Genomic DNA, 19,619 nt, shown 5'->3' with positions numbered 1-19,619 from the left:
GGCGCCAACCCTAACACCGCCGCCGCAAGGCGCAATCTTCCGGCCGGTGGAAATGACAAAAACCCAATGGGAAACAACCGCTGATGGGACATCTCTTCCGCTGGCTTCTGCGCATTGCTGCGGGGCTGATTCTGCTGAGCGTTCTGGCCGCCCTTCTGGTCTATTACCTCGCCTCGCAATCGCTGCCCGAATATGACAAGGACCTCGCCCTGCCCGGCCTGTCCTCACCGGTCGAAATTGTCCGCGACAACGCCAACGTGCCGCATATCTTCGGCAGCTATGGCGCCAGTGACGAGGATGTCTATTTCGGCCTCGGCTATGCCCACGCCCAGGACCGGCTATGGCAGATGGCAGTGATGCGCCGCACCGCCCAGGGCCGCCTGTCGGAGATCTTCGGCACCCGCACAGTGGAGACCGACACCTACCTGCGGCGCCTGGACATCTACAATCTGGCGCGGCAGTCGGTGGAGGTGCAATCGCCTGAGACATTGGCCGCACTCGAGTCTTATGCCGCCGGCGTCAACGCCCGGCTGCTGGAGATCAACGAAGACGCGCTTGGCCGCGGCGCGCCGGAGATGTTTCTTTTCAACATGCCTGTGGCCCCCTGGCAGCCCGCCGACAGCATCGCCATCATGAAGCTGATGGCGCTGCAGCTGTCGGGCCACATGCGCGAAGAAATCCTGCGCGCCCGCACCTCGCTGGCGCTGAATGACGAAACCCGGATCAAGGATATCCTGCCGGATGCGCCGGGAACCGGCATCACAGCGCTGCCCGAATACGCCGAGCTTGTGCCCGGCACCCGCCGCTTTGCCTCCGCCGACAGTGCTGAGGAGGACAGCCTGCTGTTCCCGGTGGCGCCGCGCGGCCTGGCCGGCGCCTCGAACGCCTGGGCCGCCGCGCCCAGCCGGTCGGCCGCGGGCGGCACGCTGCTGGCCAATGACCCGCATCTGGGCCTGAGCGCCCCCGGCGTCTGGTACCTGGCGCGGCTGGAGCTGGGCACAGGCGGCGTGATCGGCGGCACCATCCCCGGCATCCCGGCCGTCATCACCGGGCGCTCCGACGCCTTGGGTTGGGGGGTCACCTCGTCCTACCTGGATGATCAGGACCTGTTCATCGAAAAGCTGAACCCGGAAAACCCCCAGGAATACCTGAGCGTTGACGGCTACAAGGATTTCATCTCCCGCCCCTCGATCATCAAGATCAAGGACGAGGCCCCGGTCACCCTGACCCTGCGCTGGACCGACAATGGCCCGGTCCTGCCCGGCTCCATGTTCAACCTGGCGGATATCACCCCGCCCGGCCACGTGGTGTCGCTCAGCTGGACTGTGCTCAGCCCCAAGGACACCTCGATGAGCGCGGCGATCAATCTGATGCGCAGCACTTCGGTGCAGGAAGCCATCGCCGCGGGCGAGGATTTCATCGCGCCGTCTCAGAACCTGACGCTTGCGGACGGCGAAACCATCGCGCTCAAGACCGTCGGCGCCTTCCCGGCACGCGACAGCAAGCACCAGAGCAAAGGCCGGATGCCCAGCCAGGGGTGGCACCCGGAGAACCGCTGGCTGGGCCGTGCGCCCTATGCGGATAACCCTGAGTTCCTGCGCCCCGCCGGCGGCATTCTGGGCAACACCAACAACAAGATCCTGGACCGCACCTTCCCGGCCCACGTCTCCTTTGACTGGGGCGACACGCAGCGCATCCACCGCTGGCAGAAGCTGATGCAGAACCGCGAGGTGCATACCCGCGACAGCTTTATCGAGGCGCAGCTGGACACGGTGTCTTATACCGCGCGCACCCTGCTGCCGCTGATCGGCGCCGACCTGTGGTTCACCGGTGAAGCCGCACCTGCCGGCACCCGCGAGCGCCAGCGCCAGATTGCCCTGACCCTGCTGTCGGAGTGGAACGGCGAGATGAACGAGCACCTGCCGGAGCCGCTGATCTATGCCGCTTGGGTGCGGGCGCTGCAGGCCCGGCTGATCACGGATGAGCTGGGACCAGTGGCCAAATCCTTCCGCCATGTGGAACCGCTGTTCATCGAGCGGGTCTACCGCAATGTCGATGGCGCGTCGGCGTGGTGCGACGTAATCCAAAGCGCGCCGCAGGAAAGCTGCACCGACATGGCCCGGCTGGCGCTGGACGATGCCCTGATCTGGATTGAGGAGCGCTATGGCAGTGCGCTGGAATCGCTGCGCTGGGGCGATGCCCACCAGGCGGCGCAGGACCACGCCGTTCTGGGCAAGGTGCCGCTTTTGCGCTATTTCGTGAACATCCGCCAGTCCACCAGCGGCAGCGACAACACCCTTCAGCGCGGCAAAAGCTCCGGCAAGGATCCGCATCCGTTCCAGAACATCCACGCCGCCGGCTACCGCGGGGTTTATGATTTCGCTGACCCGGACAGCTCAGTCTTCATCGTGTCCACCGGCCAGTCCGGCCACCCGCTGTCGCGCTATTACGACGACATGGCCCAGCTATGGCGCCGCGGCGAGTATATCCCGATGTCGCTGGACGAGGATCTGGCCCGCGCCGCTGCGGTCGGCATCACCCGGATCACCCCGCGGTAACCGGACCGGGGCAATAAAAAACGGGCGCTGCGGCGCCCGTTTTTTAATGTGCATCAAGGTCCGTTTCAAAGCCTGTCGAACTTGGCCTTCTGCCGGTCGGTCCACAGCACGGTGATGTCAAATCCGGTCTCGGTCTGCTCCTCCTGCTGCACCAGGTCCTCCTTGAACAGCCAGGCACGCTGCTTGCCCTGGGCAAAGGTCAGGGTCAGGGTTTCCTCGTGGCGGACGCCTTGCAGCTTTTCGGCGATGTCGGCCAAAAGTCCGTCCAGCCCCTCGCCCGTCAGAGCCGATATCGCATGGATGCCATCCTCGCGTTCGGCCCGCTGGCGGCGGGCTTCGGCCTCTTCCTCCGGCAACTGGTCGAGCTTGTTCCAGACCTCGATCCGGGCGCGGTTTTCATCCACCCCCAGAGAGGCCAGGATCGCCTCCACGTCCTCTGCCTGCTGCTTGCTGTCCTCGTGACTGATATCGCGCACATGCAGGATCACATCCGCCGCCAGCACCTCTTCCAGGGTGGCGCGGAAGGCGGCGACCAGTTCCGTCGGCAGGTTTGAGATGAAGCCCACCGTGTCGGACAGGATCACCTCCGGCCCGTCCGGGATCTCCACCCGCCGCATGGTCGGGTCCAGCGTGGCAAAGAGCATGTCCTTGGCCATCACTTCAGCCCCCGTCAGGCGGTTGAACAGGGTCGACTTGCCCGCGTTGGTATAGCCCACCAGCGCCACAATCGGATAGGGCACCTTGGCGCGAGAGGCGCGGTGCAAGGTCCGGGTTTTCACCACCTTGTCCAGTTGGCGGCGCAGGCGCACCAGCTGATCGTCAATGGCGCGCCGGTCCGCCTCGATCTGGGTTTCGCCGGGTCCGCCGACAAAGCCCAGTCCGCCGCGCTGGCGTTCCAGGTGGGTCCAGGCCCGCACCAGACGCGTGCGCTGATAGCTGAGCGCCGCCATCTCGACCTGCAGCACGCCTTCGCGGGTGGCCGCACGGTCCGAGAAGATCTCCAGGATCAGCCCGGTCCGGTCCAGGATCTTGACCTTCCATGCCTTTTCCAGGTTGCGCTGCTGAACGGGGGAAACCGGCCCGTCAATCAAGACCAGTTCAATCTCCTCCGCCTTCAGGATGCTCCCCAGCTCCTCGATCTTGCCGGAGCCGAACAGCGTCCCCGGATGCGCCTTGGGCAGGCGCACCACGTTGGAGCCGATCACATCAAGATCGGGCAAGGCCGCTGCCAGCGCAACGGCCTCCTCAAGTGCGGGGGCTGCGTCGCGGCGCCCGCTGTCGGATTTGATTTCCGGATGCAGCACCCAGGCGCGGGTGCGCTTCCTTTCATGCTCCATCAATTGGAGTCTTCACCCTCATAGAGACTGATCGGCTGGGCCGGCATGATGGTCGAAATCGCGTGTTTGTAGACCAGCTGCGACTGTCCGTCGCGGCGCAGCAGCACGCAGAAATTGTCGAACCAGGTGATCACACCCTGCAGTTTAACCCCGTTGATCAGAAAGATTGTAACCGGAACCTTGGTTTTGCGAACGTGATTCAGGAAGGCATCCTGAAGATTCTGTCTGTCCGAAGCCATTTTTTATTATCTCGCCTTTGTTCTTGCCACGCGCTGCGGACCAGCACGCACGTTAAAAACCACTATGAACGGAGAAAAAATAAGTTTCCACCCGAAAAACACGTCTTAACGGCAAGCGGCCGTCAGCTGCGCCAAAGGTTCGGCGACAACAGCGCGATGAACGCCAGCGTCTCCAGCCGCCCCAGCACCATCGCAATGCACAGGATCAATTTCGCCGGTGTGGCCAGCAGGTTCAGCACGATCGGCTCGCTGGCGGCGCTTTCAGTCAGCGGCCCGGTGGTCGCAAGCGAAGCAATCGCCAGCACGATGGACTGCTCGAAGTCGGTGCCGACGGCGGCCAGCGCCGTGCTGATCAGCGCCAGTGACAGGGCAAACAGCATGAAGAAGATCCAGGCAACAAAGGCGCCGTTCTTCTGCAGCCGCTTGGTGCGGTCGCCTTCGCCGCTGACGGAACTGGGATGCACCAGCCGTTCCATCTCGCGCAGCCCGTTGAGATAGAGCGCATAGACCCGCAGCAGCTTGACCCCGCCCGCGGTGGTGGCAACGCCGCCGCCGAACACCGCCAGCCCCAGCAGGATCATGCCGGGCGTCTCCAGCCCCGACCAGGAGCGCGCGGCCTCCCAGTGGACGCTTTCAAATCCGGTGGTCGACAGGAAGGACATCACCGTGAACAGCGTCCCCCAAAGCGCGTGCAGCGCCCGCGGCAGGTCCTCGCCGGCGTCCACCTCATAGGCGGCCACCCAATGGCGCAGAAACAGAAGCAGCGGCACGCCAAAGACAATCAGCAGCCCGGTGCGGAATTCAGGGTCCTTGTCCAGGCGCCCCTGGCCCGCCGTCACCGTGTCGCTGGAAAACGTCAGCCGGGACAGGGCAAAGAACATAAACAGGAACATCACCATCTCGCCAGCAATGCCGCTGGCGGCATTTTCGACCCCGCCGGTTGCCGAAATGCCCGAGGTCGCCATCACCGACATGGCGTGGCTCAGGCCCGCCAGCGCCTCCTCGCCGGTGATGATCAGCAGCATCCACAGCACCAGGGTCAGCCCTGCATAAACCGGCGCCAGCGTGCTGGTGACCAGCACCAGCTGGCGGCGCGGGTCGGCCCTTTCCATGTGCATGGGCGCGGCGGTGCCGCCGCCCGGCTCCCCCTTGGCTGTGACCTCGAAACCGCCAAGCGACATCGGCGCCAGCACCGCCGAGGCGGCAATCCACATCAGCAACCCGCCCAGCCAGCCGACAATCGCCCGCCACAGATGCACGCTGGGCGGCAGACGGCCCGGATCGGCCCAGATATCAGCGCCGGTGGTGGTGATCGCGCTGACCATGTCGAAATAGGCGTTCAGGTAATGGGCGCTGACCAGCGCATCCTGCACCGGCACCGCCAGGAACAAGGGCAGCACCGTAAAGGTCGCCAGCAGCGACAAGAGCTGACCCGGCATGCTGTAGCGCGGCACCCGGTTGCCCATCGACAGGGCAATCAGCACCACCAGGATCATCCCGGCAAGCCCGGCATAGAAGAAACTGCGCGAGGTCTGGTGGTCATCCAGCACCAGCGCGTGCACGGCCGGCAGCCACATCGCAAGCGATGCAATGCCGCAGATCAGCAGGAACAGCGGCAGGCGCAGCACGCCGATGGGGGCTTGGACCGTGCGGCGCATTCTAGAAATAGTCGATCGACACCTGCAGCAGGCGTTCGACCTCCGGCACGTCATCCGCCATGGCAAAGAGCGCGATCACGTCGCCCTCCTCGATCCGCATCTGGCCGGAAGGACGCAGCATCTCGCCGTTCTTCAGCACCCCGCCCACCAGAACGCCTTCGGGAAAGTCCGTGTCGCGGATCATTTGCCCGGTAATCGGCGAGGTCGACAGCACCTCGGCCTCGATCATCTCCGCCTCGGCGTCGCCCAGGGAATAGACCTGCCGCACCCGGCCATAACGGATATGGCGCAGGATAGAGCTCACAGTGGTGGAGCGCGGGTTGATATAGGCGTCGATTCCGAGGTGCGGCAGCAGCGGCACCAGGGTTGGATCGTTGATCAGCGCAATCGCCAGCGGGCAGCCCTCTGCCTTGGCGCGCACCGCGGCCAGCATGTTGGTCTTGTCGTCATCTGTCACCGCCAGCATCGCATCCGCCTTGTCGATGCCAGCCTCGATCATCAGAGACCGGTCCAGCCCGTCGCCATTCAGCACGATGGTGCGCTCCAGCTCTTCCGCGGCGCGCTCCGCGCATTTGCGGTCGCGTTCGATCACCTTGGCGCGGATCCGGGAGGTGCTGCTCTCCAGCGCCTTGGCGACCTCCAGCCCGACGTTGCCGCCGCCGACCACAACCACCCGGTCCTGGCGTTTTTCGTGCTTGCCGAACACCTCGATGGTGCGGGGCACGTCGTCCACGTGGCAGAACACATAACAGCTGTCGCCGACAAACAGCTGATCGCCCGGCTCCGGCGCAAACAGGGTGCCGTCGCGGCGCACGCCGACGACCAGCGCCCGCAGCGTCGAGAACAGGTCGGTGAGCTGGCGCAGCGGCGTGTTCACCACCGGGCAATCGGCATCGATCTGGATGCCCAGAAGCTGCGCCATCCCGCCCATGAACGTCTCGGTATCAAACGCCGCCGGCGCCGACAGCCGCTGCATCGCTGCCGCGGCGACCTCCCGCTCCGGGCTGATCACCACGTCGATCGGCAAATGCTCGCGCTGGTAAAGGTCGGAATAAATCGCCGTCAGATAGCTTTTGGCCCGCAGGCGGGCAATCTTGCGCTGAACCTTGAACACCGAATGCGCCACCTGGCAGGTCACCATGTTGACTTCGTCCGAATGGGTGGCGGCGATGATCATGTCGGCATCCCGCGCCCCGGCCCGCTCCAGCACATCCGGGTAGGAGGCGAAGCCGTGAATGCCCTGCACGTCCAGCGTATCGGTGGCGCGGCGCACCAGTTCCGCATTGTTGTCGACAACCGTCACGTCATTGTGCTCGCCGGACAAATGCCGGGCGATCTGCCAGCCGACCTGGCCCGCACCGCAGATAATGACTTTCATTTGCGTATCCCTTGGCGGAAATTCCGGCGGAGTTTTGCCCGACGTGAATGACAGAAGCCGCTTTCACGGTCAAATTAATTGTAACTTGCTCTGATTGCAGCCATTATTTCCCCATGCGCAGCGATCTGTCCATCCTGGCGGGCCTCGCCCTGCTGGTGGGCGCCGCGGCCTGCGGCCCGCTACCGGTCTACTACCGGCAGGGGGCGGAGGTGTCCCGCCTGCGCTCCGATGAGCTGATCTGCCAGGCCCAGGCCCTGAAAGACGCGCCGGTCGCCAATGAAATCCGCCAGCACCCGCCCGTTTTCTACCCCGGGCGCAAGGTCTGCCACAGCGGTGACTGCTATTACCACCCCGGCTATTGGGTGGAGGGCAGCATCTACACGGTGGATGTGAACAAGCCGCTGCGCAAGCGGCTGGAAAGATCCTGCATGGCCGCCAAGGGCTATCAGCAGATCGCCCTGAAACGCTGCACCCGGCGGACCGCCCCGGCGGTTGCGCCCGGCGCGCGGCTGGCACCGCTGACCGAAGCCGCCTGCGCGCAGCGCAACAGGGATGGCAGTGTCATTATCCGTCCCCGCGGCTGATCCTCCATCTGAGGCCCGGACTGTGGCGGGTGAAGGGCGGCGGGTTAACTTTGATTTGCACCGCCGGATCAAGTAAGCTGTTCACCGGATTGTTTGTTGACCAGTATTTCCAAAGAGAAAGGTACCCGATGCGGATACATTTCCTGTTTGCCGCGCTGCCTTTGGCCGCTGTCACAGCAGCCTGCGAGCCGACAGCGCCCATTGCCCCGCCCCCAACTGCTGCAACCGCCCCGGCGTCCGCGCCCGCAACATACAGCGCGCCCACGACATACCGCGCACCCGCACCGGCCCCAGTTCCGGCACAAGCGCCCGCCCCGGAACCTGAACCGATCGGTCCGCCTGGCGGCGGCGGTGCCGGAAGCGGCGGCGGTGGCGGAGGCGGCTCCGGCGGCGGTGGCGGCGGCTCAGGCGGCGGAGGAGGCTGGGGTTAACCCGGGACATTGCCATGACAGCGCTGTCTTTCAGACCGTCCTCTCTTGCAGCCGCAGTGCTGGCCTGCTCTGCGCTGCTGCCCGCGGCACCTGCAAGGGCCGCCTATGAAACCAGCGAGCGGGCGTCTGCACCCGAAACCGCTATCGTGATCGGCATTCAGAACTATGACCACGTCACAGACCTGACCAACACCCGCAACGATGCCAAGGCGATGGCAGAAATGCTCAGATCCTTTGGCTATACGGTTTTTGAAGGCTATGATCTGGACAAGCGCGGGTTCGAGGCACTGCTGCGCCAGGCCGCCCTCAATATCCGCGACGGCAGCCAGGTGTTTTTCTACTACGCAGGTCACGGTATCCAGCTGGGGCGGCGCAACTACCTGCTGACCAGCGATGCAGAGCTGTCGGGCATTCACGACCTGCCCTTCCAATCGGTCACCCTGGACCGGGTGTCCGCCATTCTCGGCGGCAAGGCGGGCAGCCAGATCCTGATGCTGGATTCCTGCCGCGACAACCCGGTGCCCGATGTCAAGCTGAACGCCGAGGTCGGCGCCCAGCTGTATGAGGCGCGCGAGGGGTTTGACGTGTTCCGCCCGCCGCTGAACACGCTGGTCGCCTTCTCCACCTCGCCCGGCGCCACCGCGCTGGATGGCGAGCCGGGCGGCAACAGCCCCTATACCTCCTCCGTCGTGCGCCACTTCCCCGACCGACCGGAGGAGGACGCGATGACGGTGCTGGCGGCGATCCGCGGCGATGTCTACAGCGCAACCGGCAACACCCAGGTGCCCTGGGAAAGCTCGACGCTGACACAGAAGATCTACCTGCGTCCGGCGGAGCGGTCGCTGAACGTCGCCCAGGCACAGCCCGAAACCGCTCCGGCCAGCCTTGACCAGCTGCCGGATCAGCTGTCGGTGAAAATCCCGCTCGGCCGCTCGCTGGAGCTGGCGCCGGAAATCAGCCCCTATGTCCGGGCCGGCACCACGGTGACAATTGTAGAGTCCCCCTCCTCCGGCGTCACCTCGCTGCAAGCGGGGGACGGAAGTGCGCTCAGCCTCAGCTATGCGCCCAAGCTGGCGGAACTGCCCGCGCGTCAGGACGGCGGCCAGGTGCGCAAGGACCGGATGGTTCTGCGGCTTGCCCAAGCTGACACGGTGCGCGACGTGACCGTGAACCTGGAGATGATTGCCCGCCAATGCGACCTCGAAGCCGGGGATTTGCTGGATCTCCAAGGCGTCGGGCTCTACCGCTACCCTAATGAGATTGATCTGAAAGCGGCAGAGGCCGCCTGCCGCGAGGCGGTGCAGGCCGCACCGGAACTGGGGCGCTTGCATTACCAGCTGGGCCGTGCGCTGCAGGGCCAGGGCCGCTTGATCGAAGCCTATGAAGCCTTTGAAAAGGCCGCGGAACTGGGCCATGTCCGCGCCTTTAACGCGGTCGCCTATCTGCATGTCACCCCGAATGTCGACCGCGAAACCGTGCCGATCCCCTATGACCCGGACAAGGCCTTTGCCCTGTGGGACAAGGGAATCGAGGCAGGCGACCCCTTCTCGATGCACGCCCGCGGCAAGCGGCTTTTGCGCAAAAGCAGCACGCCTGAGGAAAAGCAGCGCGGCTTCGATCTGCTGAGCCGCGCGGTGGAGCTTGGCCACACCTATTCAATGAACGAGCTGGGCGTGTTCTTCCTGTGGAGCGGTGATGAGCTGGCGCAGCCGGAACGCGGGCTTTCCTATCTGGAGGCCTCTGCCGGCCGCGGCGACATCTACGGCACCGCCAACCTCGGCTATGTCTACCGCGATGGCGGCGCGGGCAAGCCGGTCGACAAGGAAAAGGCCCGGGCGCTGTTTGCTGAAGCGGCGCAGCTGGGCCACCCGCACGCCCCGGCAGAGATCGGCCGCATGATCATGGGCGGCGACCTGCCCGGCCGGGACGCGGCTGAGGCACTGGAATGGTATGACATGGGATTGTCGCGCGGCGATGCCTGGGGCGGCGCCAACGGCGCCTGGGTTGCCCTCAACAGGCTTGCGGACCGCGTTCCCGCCCACGCTGCCGCCGCGCGGGCCGGCAAGGCGATGGCTTTGAATGACCCCGACGCCCGCGCTGCCGCGCGCGAGCTGCTCTCCGGCATGTCTGAGCGGGACATAGCCGCCGGCACCCAGTATATCCTGCGTCAGCTGGGTTCTGGCATTGCCGTTGACGGCCAGTTCGGCCCTGCCTCGCGCAAGCAGCTTGAGAACCACGCGCGGGAGGCGGGCCTGCCCGCCATCGTTCCCGACGATCCGGTCAGCCGGCTTCAGCTGGCCGCGCAGATCCATTTTGCGGTGAACCCGATCCGACAGGACCTGTTCTGACCCCGCCTGCGCCCGGTTCACCCGGGCGCAATGGCGGCCTGATCAGGCCTGTTCTTCCTCGGTTTCCACATGCGCCACCCGGGCGCCAGCCTTGTTGGAGGTCACCACCCCCAGCGACTTCAGCTTACGGTGCAGCGCCGAGCGCTCCATGCCGACAAAAGACGCGGTGCGGCTGATATTGCCGCCAAAGCGGTTGATCTGGGTCAGCAGGTATTCCCGCTCGAACGCCTCCCGCGCCTCGCGCAGCGGCAGGGTTGCCAGCGCGCCGGACAGCACCACCCGGCCCTCCTCTTCGGTCTTCTCTTCTTCGCGCGGCAGGTCCTTGGCCTCGATCGGGCCGCTGCCGTCGCCCAGGATCAGCACCCGTTCCACCAGGTTCTTGAGCTGGCGCACGTTTCCCGGCCACGGCATGGTCTGCATCAGCGCCACGGCTTCCTCGGTCAGTTCCCGCAGCGGCAGGCCCTGGGCCTCGTTGAACTGGGAGATGAAGTAATTGGCCAGCAGCGGGATATCCTCGCGCCGGTCCGCCAGCGACGGCACCGCAACCGGCACCACGTTCAGGCGGTGATACAGCTCCTGGCGGAAGGTGCCGGCCTCGATCTCCGCATCCAGATCCTTGTTGGTGGAGGATACCACCCGCAGATCGACGCGGATCTTGTCCGAGCCGCCAACCCGCTGGAACTGCTGATCGACCAGCACCCGCAGGATCTTGGACTGGGTGCCCAGCGGCATGTCCGCCACTTCGTCAAAGAACACAACGCCGCCATGCGCCTGTTCCAGCAGGCCCGGCTCAACCCCGCGTTCGGATGACTCGCGGCCGAACAGCACATCTTCCATCCGGTCCGGTTCGATACTGGCGCAGTTCACGGTGATGAAGGGCGCCGACGCCCGGTTGGAGTTTGCGTGGATGTAGCGCGCCGCAATCTCCTTGCCGCTGCCTGCCGGACCGGTCAGCATCACCCGGCCGTTGGATTTGGTCACCTTGTCCAGCTGGCCGACCAGGGTGCGGAACGCGGCGGAGGTGCCGATCATGTCCGCCGGGCCGGTCTCCTTGCGTTTGAGGTCGGAATTCTCCCGGCGCAGGCGCGAGGTTTCCATCGCGCGGCGGATCACCACCATCAGCTGGTCGATGTTAAAGGGCTTCTCGATGAAGTCATAGGCGCCCTGCTTGATCGCGGCGACAGCGATTTCGATATTGCCGTGGCCGGAAATGATCACCACCGGGATGTCCGGCGTGTCCCGCTTGACCGTCTTCAGGATGTCGATGCCGTCCATCTGGCTGTCCTTCAGCCAGATATCCAGGATCATCAGCGCGGGCTTGGCTTCTTCCAGCCGGGCCATGCACTCATCCGAGCTGCCGGCCTTGCGGGTGGCATAGCCCTCGTCCTCCAGAATGTCCGAGATCAGCTCACGGATATCCCGCTCATCATCTACAATCAGAATGTCACTCATGTCAGACCTGCTTTCACTGTGCTCTTGTTAGGCGCCGCCGCTTTTTTGGCTGCGGCGGGCAGGCGGATCACCGCCATTGCGCCGTTATGCGCTTGTCCCTCGAACACCGGGGCGTCTTCCAGCGTCAGCGTGCCCCCGTGCTCTTCGATGATTTTCTTGACGATCGGCAGCCCAAGCCCTGTGCCCGCGTCGCGCGTGGTCACATAGGGCTCAAACAGCCGCGCCCGGTCTTCGGGCAGACCGATGCCATTGTCGGCGATGCGGATTTCGTAGAAGCTGCCCGTCTTTTCCGCAGTCACCCGGATCTCCGGGACCAGACCGTCCGGAGCCCCCTTCTTCTGCAGGCTTTCGATGGCTTCGCCTGCGTTCTTGATCAGATTGGTCAGCGCCTGGCCAATCATCGTTGCATCCAGATCCGACGGCATCTGCACCTTTGGCAGCTCCGCCGTGATCCGGACATCCGGCTGGCCCTGCTGCTGCAGGATCACCGCGTCCCGCACCAGCTTGACCAGATCCTCTTCGCGCCGCTCTGGTTCCGGCATGCGGGCGAATTTCGAGAACTCATCCACGATCCGGCGCAAATCGTTGGTCTGGCGCACGATCACATCGGTCATGGATTGCAGCTGATCGCTGTTCTCCTCGCCCAGCTTGGGCGCGAACTTGCGCTTGATCCGCTCCGCGCTCAGCTGGATGGGGGTCAGCGGGTTCTTGATCTCATGCGCGATCCGGCGGGCCACATCGCCCCAGGCCGCCATCCGCTGCGCGCTGACCAGGTCGGTCACATCGTCAAAGGCCACCACATAGCCTTCCAGCCCGCCTTCCTCAGAGCGGCGCGGCGACATCCGGACCAGCAGGTTTTCCAGCCGGCCCTGGCGGGTCACCTTGATTTCCTCCTGGACCACTTCGGCGCCGGTCTCGATCAGTTCGGCAAACAGCGGCCCGAATTCCGGCACTGCCACCGCCAGCGCCATCAATTGCTGATCCTCCTGCCAGTCCAGCAGCCGTTCGGCAGAGCGGTTCACGAATGTCACCCGCCCGTCGGCATCCAGGCCGACAACCCCGGAGGTCACCGACGACAGGACTGAATCGAACAGGCGGCGGCGGCGTTCGATCTGCCGGGTATTGTCCAGCAGGCGGCTGTGCTGCGCCTTCAGCTCGCGGGTCATCTGGTTGAAATACTGGCCCAGCTGGGAAATCTCGTCACCGCCGTCATCGACCGGCACCTGAACGTCCAGATTGCCGCCGCCCACCCGCTGCGCCGCCACCGTCAGCCGCCCGACGGGGCGCGACAGCCGTTCAGCAAACCACATGCCCAGCCACATCGCCGCCAGGATCAGAATCACCGCAAAGCCGATGTAGAGCAGCGCAAATTCAAACAGCACCCTTCCGCGCTCGCTTTCCAGCTGCTGATAGAGGTGTGCGGTTTCCTGGGTGTCATCCAGCAGGTTCAGCAGTTCGCCATCCACATCCCGGCTGATGTACAGGAACCGGTCGACAAAGGCGCTCAGCTGCACCAGGGCGCGGAACTCGCTGTTGTCCCAGTCCTCAATCAGCAGCATGCCGTTCTGGCGGGCCGCCTCCAACTGCTGGTTGTCGGGTTTTTCAAAATCAAACTCATAAGAGCGTTCGCCGCGCGCCCGGATCTGCCCGCCGCTGTCGACGATATAGGCCTCGCGCAGGCCGCGCTGGATTTGCAGCTGCCCCTGTGCCAGCACCTGCCGCAGCTCAGCATCGTTGATAAAGAAACTGCGCGCCCGGCTGCTGTCCAGATAGCGTGCCAGGGCCTGGGCGTCTTCGCTCAGGTCGCCTTTCTGCTGCGCCTGATAAGCTTCCGCCGCGGCCAGCGAGCTGCCGATCACCTGGCGCACCCGCTGCGAGAACCAGCCCTCAAGCCCGACATTCACCGTCAGCACTGCGAACACCGCGACAATCACGGTTGGGATCAGCGCCAGAAAGCCAAACGCGCCGATCAGCCGCAAATGCAGGCGGGAGCCTGCCGATTTCGACCGCCGCGCCGCAAACAGGCGCACGATCTGCGCCATCACCAGCGCCGCGATGGTCAGGATATAGACAAGATCCGCCAGCAGAATCAGCCGCAGCGACCGCGAGGACGCCCCCTGCCCCAGCGGGCCGATGATGAGGAATGTCGCCAAGGCTAGCACCGGCCCCAGCAAAACCAGGCCAATGGTGCCGATATTGCGGGCGCGGCGGGTTCGCCGCCATCGGTCAATAGCCGCAAGTGGCCCGTATGCCGCCCTCAGATGTGACTTATACGCCACTTACTGCCCTCATCCTGATGTGCGACTCTTTGCGAGTCACCGCCATATCTCGTGGCCCTGCCTAGGAAATTCACGGCAAAGCCACATTTCTGTGGCGATATTACATCAGTTTGCGGCGGCGTGTCACCTCAATATCCAGATCAGTGATCTTCTTACGCAAGGTATTCCGGTTGATCCCCAGCAGTTCGGCGCATTTTGCCTGGTTTCCGCCAGTCGCCGCCAGCGCAATCTCGATCAAGGGCGTCTCCACCTCGCGCAGCAGCCGCATGTAGAGGCCGGGCGGCGGCAGCATGTCTCCATGCAGGTCGAAATAGCGCTGCAAGTGGCGGCCGACGGATTCGGACAATTTCTCATTGGAGAGGCCGGCCACTGCAGGCTCCGGCCCGGTCTGCGGCCCCAGCACCGCGGCTGCATCGGCCTGGGTGATCTCCTCCCCGCGCGCGGTCAGGGCCAGGCGGCGCACCGCGTTTTCCAGCTGCCGCACATTGCCCGGCCAGGCGAAATGGCGCAGCACTTCGCGCGCGCCCTCGCTCAGCACCCGGTGCGGCGCGCCCTCATTTTCGGCCCGGATCAGGAAATGCTCCGACAGCAGCGGAATGTCCTCCACCCGCTCGCGCAGGGCCGGCACATGCAGCGCGGTGCCGCAGATCCGGTAATACAGGTCCTGGCGCAATTCACCTGCCTCCATCGCGGATGCCAGGTCCTTCTGACTGGAGGCGATGAAGCGCGGCGCGTGGTCGCCGGGGCTGTCCATCATCCGCACCAGCCGCGCCTGCGCCTCTTCCGGCAGGTCCGCCAGTTCATCAATCACCAGCGTGCCGCCCTTAGCCTGCGCCAGCAGCCGCGCCGGGCCTTCCAGCTCAATCAGGCTGGCGGCATCGGCATGCACAAAGGGCAGCGTCCGGCGGTCGGAAAAATCATGAATAGCCTGCGCAATCAGGGACTTGCCGGTGCCGCTTTCACCGGTGATCAGCAGCGGCAGATCGGTGTTCATCACCCGGGCAATCAAGCGGTACAGCGTCTGCATCACCTCGCTGCGGCCGATCAGCGGCAGTTCCTCCGGCCGTTCCTGCGCCTCGCCTTTCTGGACGCCCGGCGCCACCCGCTTGGCCGCCAGCGCCTTGGCTGTGCGCTTCATCAGTTCCGGCAGGTCAAAGGGCTTGGGCAGATAATCATAGGCATCAGCCTCTTCCGCCTTGATGGCCGTCATGATGGTGTTCTGCGCCGAGATCACGATCACCGGCAGCCCGGGGCGGTCGGACTGGATCTTGGGCAGCATCTCCAGCCCGTTCCCGTCCGGCATCATCACGTCCGATATTACAACATCGCCCTTGCCCTCGCCCACCCAGCGCATCAGCGTGGTCAGCGATGAGGTCGCATGCACCTTGCACCCGGCGCGGGTCAGCGCCTGGGTCAGAACGGTGCGGATGGTGCGGTCGTCGTCAGCGACCAGAACGGTGCCGTCCATAGATCAGCTCTCCTGCGGTTTTCCGTCACGCGGCACGCGCGACAGCGACAGCCGGAACACCGTGCGCCCGGGAACCGAGCTTACCGATATCCAGCCATTATGCTCCGAGACGATCTTGCTCACCAAAGCAAGGCCCAGCCCGGTGCCATTCTCCCGGCCCGACACAAACGGGTCGAAAATATCATCCCTGATCTTTTCCGGCAGCCCCGGCCCGTCGTCGATAATCTCGATCTGCAGGGGCAGCAGCTTGCCGGTCCCGTCACTGCGGCGCAGCCGGAAAGAATGCTCATAGTAGGTGCGGATATGGATATGCCCGCCTTTGGGGTCAGCAGCTTCAGAGGCGTTCTTCAACAAGTTCAGCACCACCTGCAGCAGCTGATCCGCATCCCCCCAGGCCATCGGCAGCGAGGGGTCGTATTCCTCGGTGATGGTCATATGGGCGCCGAACCCCAGCAAAGCGGACCGCCGCGCCCGGTCCAGCACATCATGCAGGTTCACCGGCTGAAAGGCCGGTTCCGACAGATTTCCGAACTGCTCCACCTGCTCCAGCAGCTTCACGATGCGGCGGCTTTCGCTAACGATCAGGTCGGTCAGTTCCAGGTCCTCCGGCCCCAGGTTCATGCTGAGGAGCTGCGCTGCACCGGTGATGCCTGCCAGCGGGTTCTTGATCTCATGCGCCAGCATCTCCGCCATGCCAATGGCCGAGGCCGCGGCGGATTTGGCGGAATGGGTCTGGGTCATCCGTCCGGCCAGCTCCCGCGGGGTGACCATCAGCAGCATCACCCCCTCCTGCCCCTGCAGCGAGGCGATCTGCACCCCGCACTGCAGCGGCGCCCGGCTGCCGGAGCCCACGTCGATGTCATTCACGAACAGCGGTGTGCCCTGCACCCGGGCGCGGGCAAACGCGTCCTCGATCGGAGCGTCGATCGCCAGCGTGTCCCAGACCGGCTGCCCCAGCAAAGCCTTGCGGGAGGTGTTCAAAAACCCCTCTCCGGCTGCATTTACATCGGCAATGTTGTCCCAGGCGTCGATCAGAAACGCAGGCACCGGCAGGGAGGCCCAAAGGGCGGCACTGTCCATCATGCGGCGGCCTCCGCACTTTGCGCGCTCAGAGCGTCCGGCAGCAGGGCCAGGACCTCTGCCGGGTCTTTTTGCGTCAGCACCGCCCGGCGCATCGCGGGGCCGGTCCCGGCCTCGTCCATGTACCAGCCCAGATGCTTGCGCGCGACGCGCACGCCCAGGTCTTGCCCATAGAAATCAAGCATTGCCAGGTAATGCTCTGAAACCATTCGGATAAATGCATCCCCTTCCGGGATCTCCGGCGCCGGGGTGCCCCACAGGTGATGGGAGACCTCTGCCAGCAGCCAGGGCTTGCCTTCCGCGCCGCGCCCGATCATCACACCGTCCGCACCCGACAACTCCAGCGCCTGCCGCGCAGCCGCGGTATCGACGATATCGCCATTCGCCAGCACCGGTACAGTCACCGCGTCCTTGACGGCCCGGATCGCCGCCCAATCGGCGGAGCCTTTATAGAACTGGCAGCGGGTGCGGCCGTGGATCGTCACCATCTGCACCCCGGCCTCCGCCGCGCGGCGCGCCACATCGGGGGCGTTCAGGCAGGTATCGTCCCAGCCCAGCCGCGTCTTCAGCGTCACCGGCACATCCACCGCGCCGACCACCGCCTCGATCAGCCGCAGCGCGTGATCCGGCGTCTTCAGCAGGGCCGATCCGGAATAGCCGTTGGTCACCTTCTTGGCCGGGCAGCCCATGTTGATGTCGATGATCCGCGCGCCCTGTCCCGCGACCTGCTTGGCGGCCTCGGCGATCCAGTATTCCTCACGCCCCGCCAGCTGCACCGCGGTGTTTTCCACATCCGCGCTCAACTCAGCCCGTTCGCGCACGCCGGGCTTGGCCTGCACCATCTCCTGGCTTGCCACCATCTCGCTCACCATAAGCCCGGCGCCGAAGGAGCGGACCAGATCCCGGAACGGACGGTCGGTGATTCCGGCCATCGGCGCCAATGCAATCGGCGGAGACATCGAGGTGGTTCCAAGCGTGAAGGACAACTGCCTAATCCTTGTGCAACTGAAGCGTTTTTATCCGAAGTCCCTGCTATGCAGCAATGAAACCGCCCTCTGCAAGGCACAGTCAGCCGCTGTTTGCCTAATTTTTAGGCACATTCCGCCAGGTGATTGCCTAACCACGCGCCACCTCATAAACAAAGACCGGATTTGCAATGAGGCCTTCATGACCACAGCCGCCCTGATCGTCGCCGCCGGACGCGGCACCCGCGCGGGCGGCGGCACGCCCAAGCAGTGGCGCCCGCTGAATGGCCGCCGGGTGATCGACTGGACGCTGGACGCTTTTGAAAAGGCGGGGGTGGATTTCACCGTTCTGGTTCTCTCCGCGGACGACCCTCACGCTTGGACGGAATTTTCCGGAAAACCCGGTTTGATCCTTGCCGAAGGCGGAGCCGAGCGGGCGGCCTCTGCCCTGAACGGGCTGAAGGCTCTGGATGGCCGCGGCGTGGATAAAGTTCTGATCCATGACGCCGCCCGACCCTGTGTCAGCACGGCTCTGATTCACGGCATTATCAATGCACTGGACCTCGGACCTGCAGCAGCGCCGGCGCTTGCCGTCACCGATGCGCTGTGGACTGGCGCCGACGGCAGCGTGACCGGCACCCAGGACCGCAACGGCCTGTTTGCGGCGCAAACGCCGCAGGGCTTCCGCTATCAGGACATCCTCGCCGCGCACCTCGCCCACCCGGGCGGAGCAGCGGATGACGTGGAGGTCGCCCGCGCCGCAGGGCTTGACGTCCGCATCATTCCGGGCGAGCCCGACAATATCAAAATCACCCGCCCAGAGGATTTTGCCCGGGCGGAGCGCATACTGGGAGCAGACATGGATATCAGGCTTGGCAATGGCTACGACGTGCACCGGTTCGGCCCCGGCGACAGCGTGATCCTCTGCGGTGTCGAAATCCCGCACGAGAAGACCCTGCAGGGCCATTCCGACGCCGACGTGGGCATGCACGCCGTCACCGACGCCATCTATGGTGCCCTGGCGCAGGGCGATATCGGCCAGCACTTCCCGCCCTCTGACCCGCAGTGGAAGGGTGCCGCCAGCGAGATTTTCCTGCGCCACGCCGCCAATCTGGCGCGCGAGATGGGCTTCACCCTGTCGAATGTGGACTGCACCCTGGTCTGCGAATACCCCAAGGTCGGCCCGCATGCGGCCAAAATGCGCAGCGTCATGGCAGAGATCCTGGGCATCGAGGCCAGCCGGGTGTCGATCAAGGCTACAACGTCCGAGCGCCTTGGCTTCACCGGCCGCGGCGAGGGCATCGCCGCCATCGCCACCGCAGCGCTGGTGAAACCATGAAGAGATCGCATCTGGCCTTCCTGATCGGCACCGTGGGCGGCATCGGCTATCTGCGCCCGGCGCCTGGAACCTGGGGTTCGCTTGCAGCGCTTCCCATGGCCTATGCGTTGCATCAGCTGGGCGGCTTCTTGCTACTGGCGCTGGCGACCGTGCTCTGCATGGTGGTGGGCGTCTGGGCGGCAGAGGCCATGACCCGCAACCGCGAGAATATGGACCCGTCGGAATTTGTCCTGGATGAGGTCGCAGGCCAGTTCATTGCACTTTGGGCCATTTCCTATCCCGCCTGGGCGCATGATATCGAGATCACCGCCCTGTGGCCGGGCTGGATTGCCGCCTTTGTGCTGTTCCGCCTGTTCGACGTCTGGAAGCCCGGCCCCGTCGGCTGGGCCGACCGGCAGAAGGGGGCGACCGGCGTGATGATGGATGACGTTATTGCCGGCATCATGGCCGCCATCGGCGTTGTTGCGCTGGCATTCCTGTCCCACGGTGTTCTAGGAATGTGA

Annotated in this window: 14 protein-coding genes; 5 read left to right on the top strand and 9 right to left on the bottom strand. The window is 64.8% G+C overall.

Annotated features, from left to right (window positions below):
• The first annotated feature begins 83 nt into the window (after positions 1-83).
• Entirely contained in the window at positions 84-2,558 is a 2,475-nt protein-coding gene (locus tag CAER_RS0122665; protein ID WP_027237512.1) for a penicillin acylase family protein, read from the top strand.
• 65 nt (positions 2,559-2,623) lie between these two features.
• Here the strand turns inward: CAER_RS0122665 and hflX are convergent, their stop codons facing one another.
• The 4 genes from hflX to trkA form a co-directional block, all read right to left on the bottom strand.
• Positions 2,624-3,895 carry a GTPase HflX gene (gene hflX, locus CAER_RS0122660; protein ID WP_027237511.1) on the bottom strand — a complete coding sequence of 424 codons (1,272 nt, stop codon included), beginning with the start codon at positions 3,893-3,895 and terminating at the stop codon, positions 2,624-2,626.
• A complete protein-coding gene (gene hfq / locus CAER_RS0122655) occupies positions 3,895-4,134 on the bottom strand; it encodes an RNA chaperone Hfq (protein WP_005611588.1) in 240 nt (79 codons plus the stop codon). The genes hflX and hfq overlap by 1 nt, the downstream gene beginning before the upstream one ends.
• Before the next feature lie 122 nt (positions 4,135-4,256).
• Positions 4,257-5,792, bottom strand: a complete 1,536-nt coding sequence (locus tag CAER_RS0122650) for a TrkH family potassium uptake protein (RefSeq protein WP_027237510.1) — start codon at positions 5,790-5,792, stop codon at positions 4,257-4,259.
• A gap of 1 nt (position 5,793) precedes the next feature.
• On the bottom strand, positions 5,794-7,170 hold the full coding sequence (gene trkA / locus CAER_RS0122645) for a Trk system potassium transporter TrkA (protein WP_027237509.1): 1,377 nt from the start codon (positions 7,168-7,170) through the stop codon (positions 5,794-5,796).
• Between the two features lie 113 nt (positions 7,171-7,283).
• Between trkA and CAER_RS0122640 the strand changes: the two genes are divergently transcribed.
• Together CAER_RS0122640 and CAER_RS0122635 are read left to right on the top strand one after the other, a co-directional pair.
• Positions 7,284-7,754: a hypothetical protein gene (locus CAER_RS0122640; RefSeq protein WP_027237508.1), complete on the top strand. Its 471-nt coding sequence runs from the start codon at positions 7,284-7,286 to the stop codon at positions 7,752-7,754.
• 445 nt (positions 7,755-8,199) lie between these two features.
• Complete coding sequence (locus CAER_RS0122635; RefSeq protein ID WP_027237507.1) at positions 8,200-10,533, top strand: caspase family protein; 2,334 nt, start codon at positions 8,200-8,202, stop codon at positions 10,531-10,533.
• A 42-nt stretch (positions 10,534-10,575) separates the two neighbouring features.
• On the opposite strand, the gene ntrX is transcribed toward CAER_RS0122635, so the two are convergent.
• From ntrX to dusB, 5 genes are all read right to left on the bottom strand, one after another.
• Positions 10,576-11,985 carry a nitrogen assimilation response regulator NtrX gene (ntrX, locus tag CAER_RS0122630; protein ID WP_027237506.1) on the bottom strand — a complete coding sequence of 470 codons (1,410 nt, stop codon included), beginning with the start codon at positions 11,983-11,985 and terminating at the stop codon, positions 10,576-10,578.
• The gene (locus tag CAER_RS0122625; RefSeq protein ID WP_027237505.1) at positions 11,982-14,264 is read right to left on the bottom strand and encodes a sensor histidine kinase NtrY-like; all 2,283 of its coding nucleotides are present in this window, start codon (positions 14,262-14,264) and stop codon (positions 11,982-11,984) included. The genes ntrX and CAER_RS0122625 overlap by 4 nt, the downstream gene beginning before the upstream one ends.
• Positions 14,265-14,364: 100 nt before the next feature.
• Positions 14,365-15,732 carry a sigma-54-dependent Fis family transcriptional regulator gene (locus tag CAER_RS0122620; protein ID WP_027237504.1) on the bottom strand — a complete coding sequence of 456 codons (1,368 nt, stop codon included), beginning with the start codon at positions 15,730-15,732 and terminating at the stop codon, positions 14,365-14,367.
• Positions 15,733-15,735: 3 nt separating this feature from the next.
• Entirely contained in the window at positions 15,736-16,815 is a 1,080-nt protein-coding gene (locus tag CAER_RS0122615; RefSeq protein WP_027237503.1) for a two-component system sensor histidine kinase NtrB, read from the bottom strand.
• Positions 16,812-17,798 (bottom strand): tRNA dihydrouridine synthase DusB, encoded by a 987-nt coding sequence (gene dusB, locus CAER_RS0122610; RefSeq protein WP_027237502.1) that lies wholly within the window; start codon positions 17,796-17,798, stop codon positions 16,812-16,814. Before dusB ends, CAER_RS0122615 begins: the two co-directional genes overlap by 4 nt.
• A 181-nt stretch (positions 17,799-17,979) precedes the next feature.
• On the opposite strand from dusB, the gene CAER_RS0122605 reads away from it, so the two are divergent.
• Both CAER_RS0122605 and CAER_RS0122600 read left to right on the top strand, forming a co-directional pair.
• On the top strand, positions 17,980-19,116 hold the full coding sequence (locus tag CAER_RS0122605; protein WP_027237501.1) for a bifunctional 2-C-methyl-D-erythritol 4-phosphate cytidylyltransferase/2-C-methyl-D-erythritol 2,4-cyclodiphosphate synthase: 1,137 nt from the start codon (positions 17,980-17,982) through the stop codon (positions 19,114-19,116).
• Positions 19,113-19,619, top strand: a complete 507-nt coding sequence (locus tag CAER_RS0122600) for a phosphatidylglycerophosphatase A family protein (RefSeq protein WP_027237500.1) — start codon at positions 19,113-19,115, stop codon at positions 19,617-19,619. The genes CAER_RS0122605 and CAER_RS0122600 overlap by 4 nt, the downstream gene beginning before the upstream one ends.

This window comes from Leisingera caerulea DSM 24564 (assembly GCF_000473325.1).
Lineage (GTDB): Bacteria > Pseudomonadota > Alphaproteobacteria > Rhodobacterales > Rhodobacteraceae > Leisingera > Leisingera caerulea.
This window is presented reverse-complemented; position numbering and strand designations above follow the sequence as displayed.

Bases quoted from the DNA above. Each gene is read 5' to 3' on its own strand.
- CAER_RS0122665 (WP_027237512.1), top strand. From the start codon at position 84: ATGGGACATCTCTTCCGCTGGCTTCTGCGCATTGCTGCGGGGCTGATT.
- hflX (WP_027237511.1), bottom strand. From the start codon at position 3,895: ATGGAGCATGAAAGGAAGCGCACCCGCGCCTGGGTGCTGCATCCGGAA.
- hfq (WP_005611588.1), bottom strand. From the start codon at position 4,134: ATGGCTTCGGACAGACAGAATCTTCAGGATGCCTTCCTGAATCACGTT.
- CAER_RS0122650 (WP_027237510.1), bottom strand. From the start codon at position 5,792: ATGCGCCGCACGGTCCAAGCCCCCATCGGCGTGCTGCGCCTGCCGCTG.
- trkA (WP_027237509.1), bottom strand. From the start codon at position 7,170: ATGAAAGTCATTATCTGCGGTGCGGGCCAGGTCGGCTGGCAGATCGCC.
- CAER_RS0122640 (WP_027237508.1), top strand. From the start codon at position 7,284: ATGCGCAGCGATCTGTCCATCCTGGCGGGCCTCGCCCTGCTGGTGGGC.
- CAER_RS0122635 (WP_027237507.1), top strand. From the start codon at position 8,200: ATGACAGCGCTGTCTTTCAGACCGTCCTCTCTTGCAGCCGCAGTGCTG.
- ntrX (WP_027237506.1), bottom strand. From the start codon at position 11,985: ATGAGTGACATTCTGATTGTAGATGATGAGCGGGATATCCGTGAGCTG.
- CAER_RS0122620 (WP_027237504.1), bottom strand. From the start codon at position 15,732: ATGGACGGCACCGTTCTGGTCGCTGACGACGACCGCACCATCCGCACC.
- CAER_RS0122615 (WP_027237503.1), bottom strand. From the start codon at position 16,815: ATGATGGACAGTGCCGCCCTTTGGGCCTCCCTGCCGGTGCCTGCGTTT.
- CAER_RS0122605 (WP_027237501.1), top strand. From the start codon at position 17,980: ATGACCACAGCCGCCCTGATCGTCGCCGCCGGACGCGGCACCCGCGCG.
- CAER_RS0122600 (WP_027237500.1), top strand. From the start codon at position 19,113: ATGAAGAGATCGCATCTGGCCTTCCTGATCGGCACCGTGGGCGGCATC.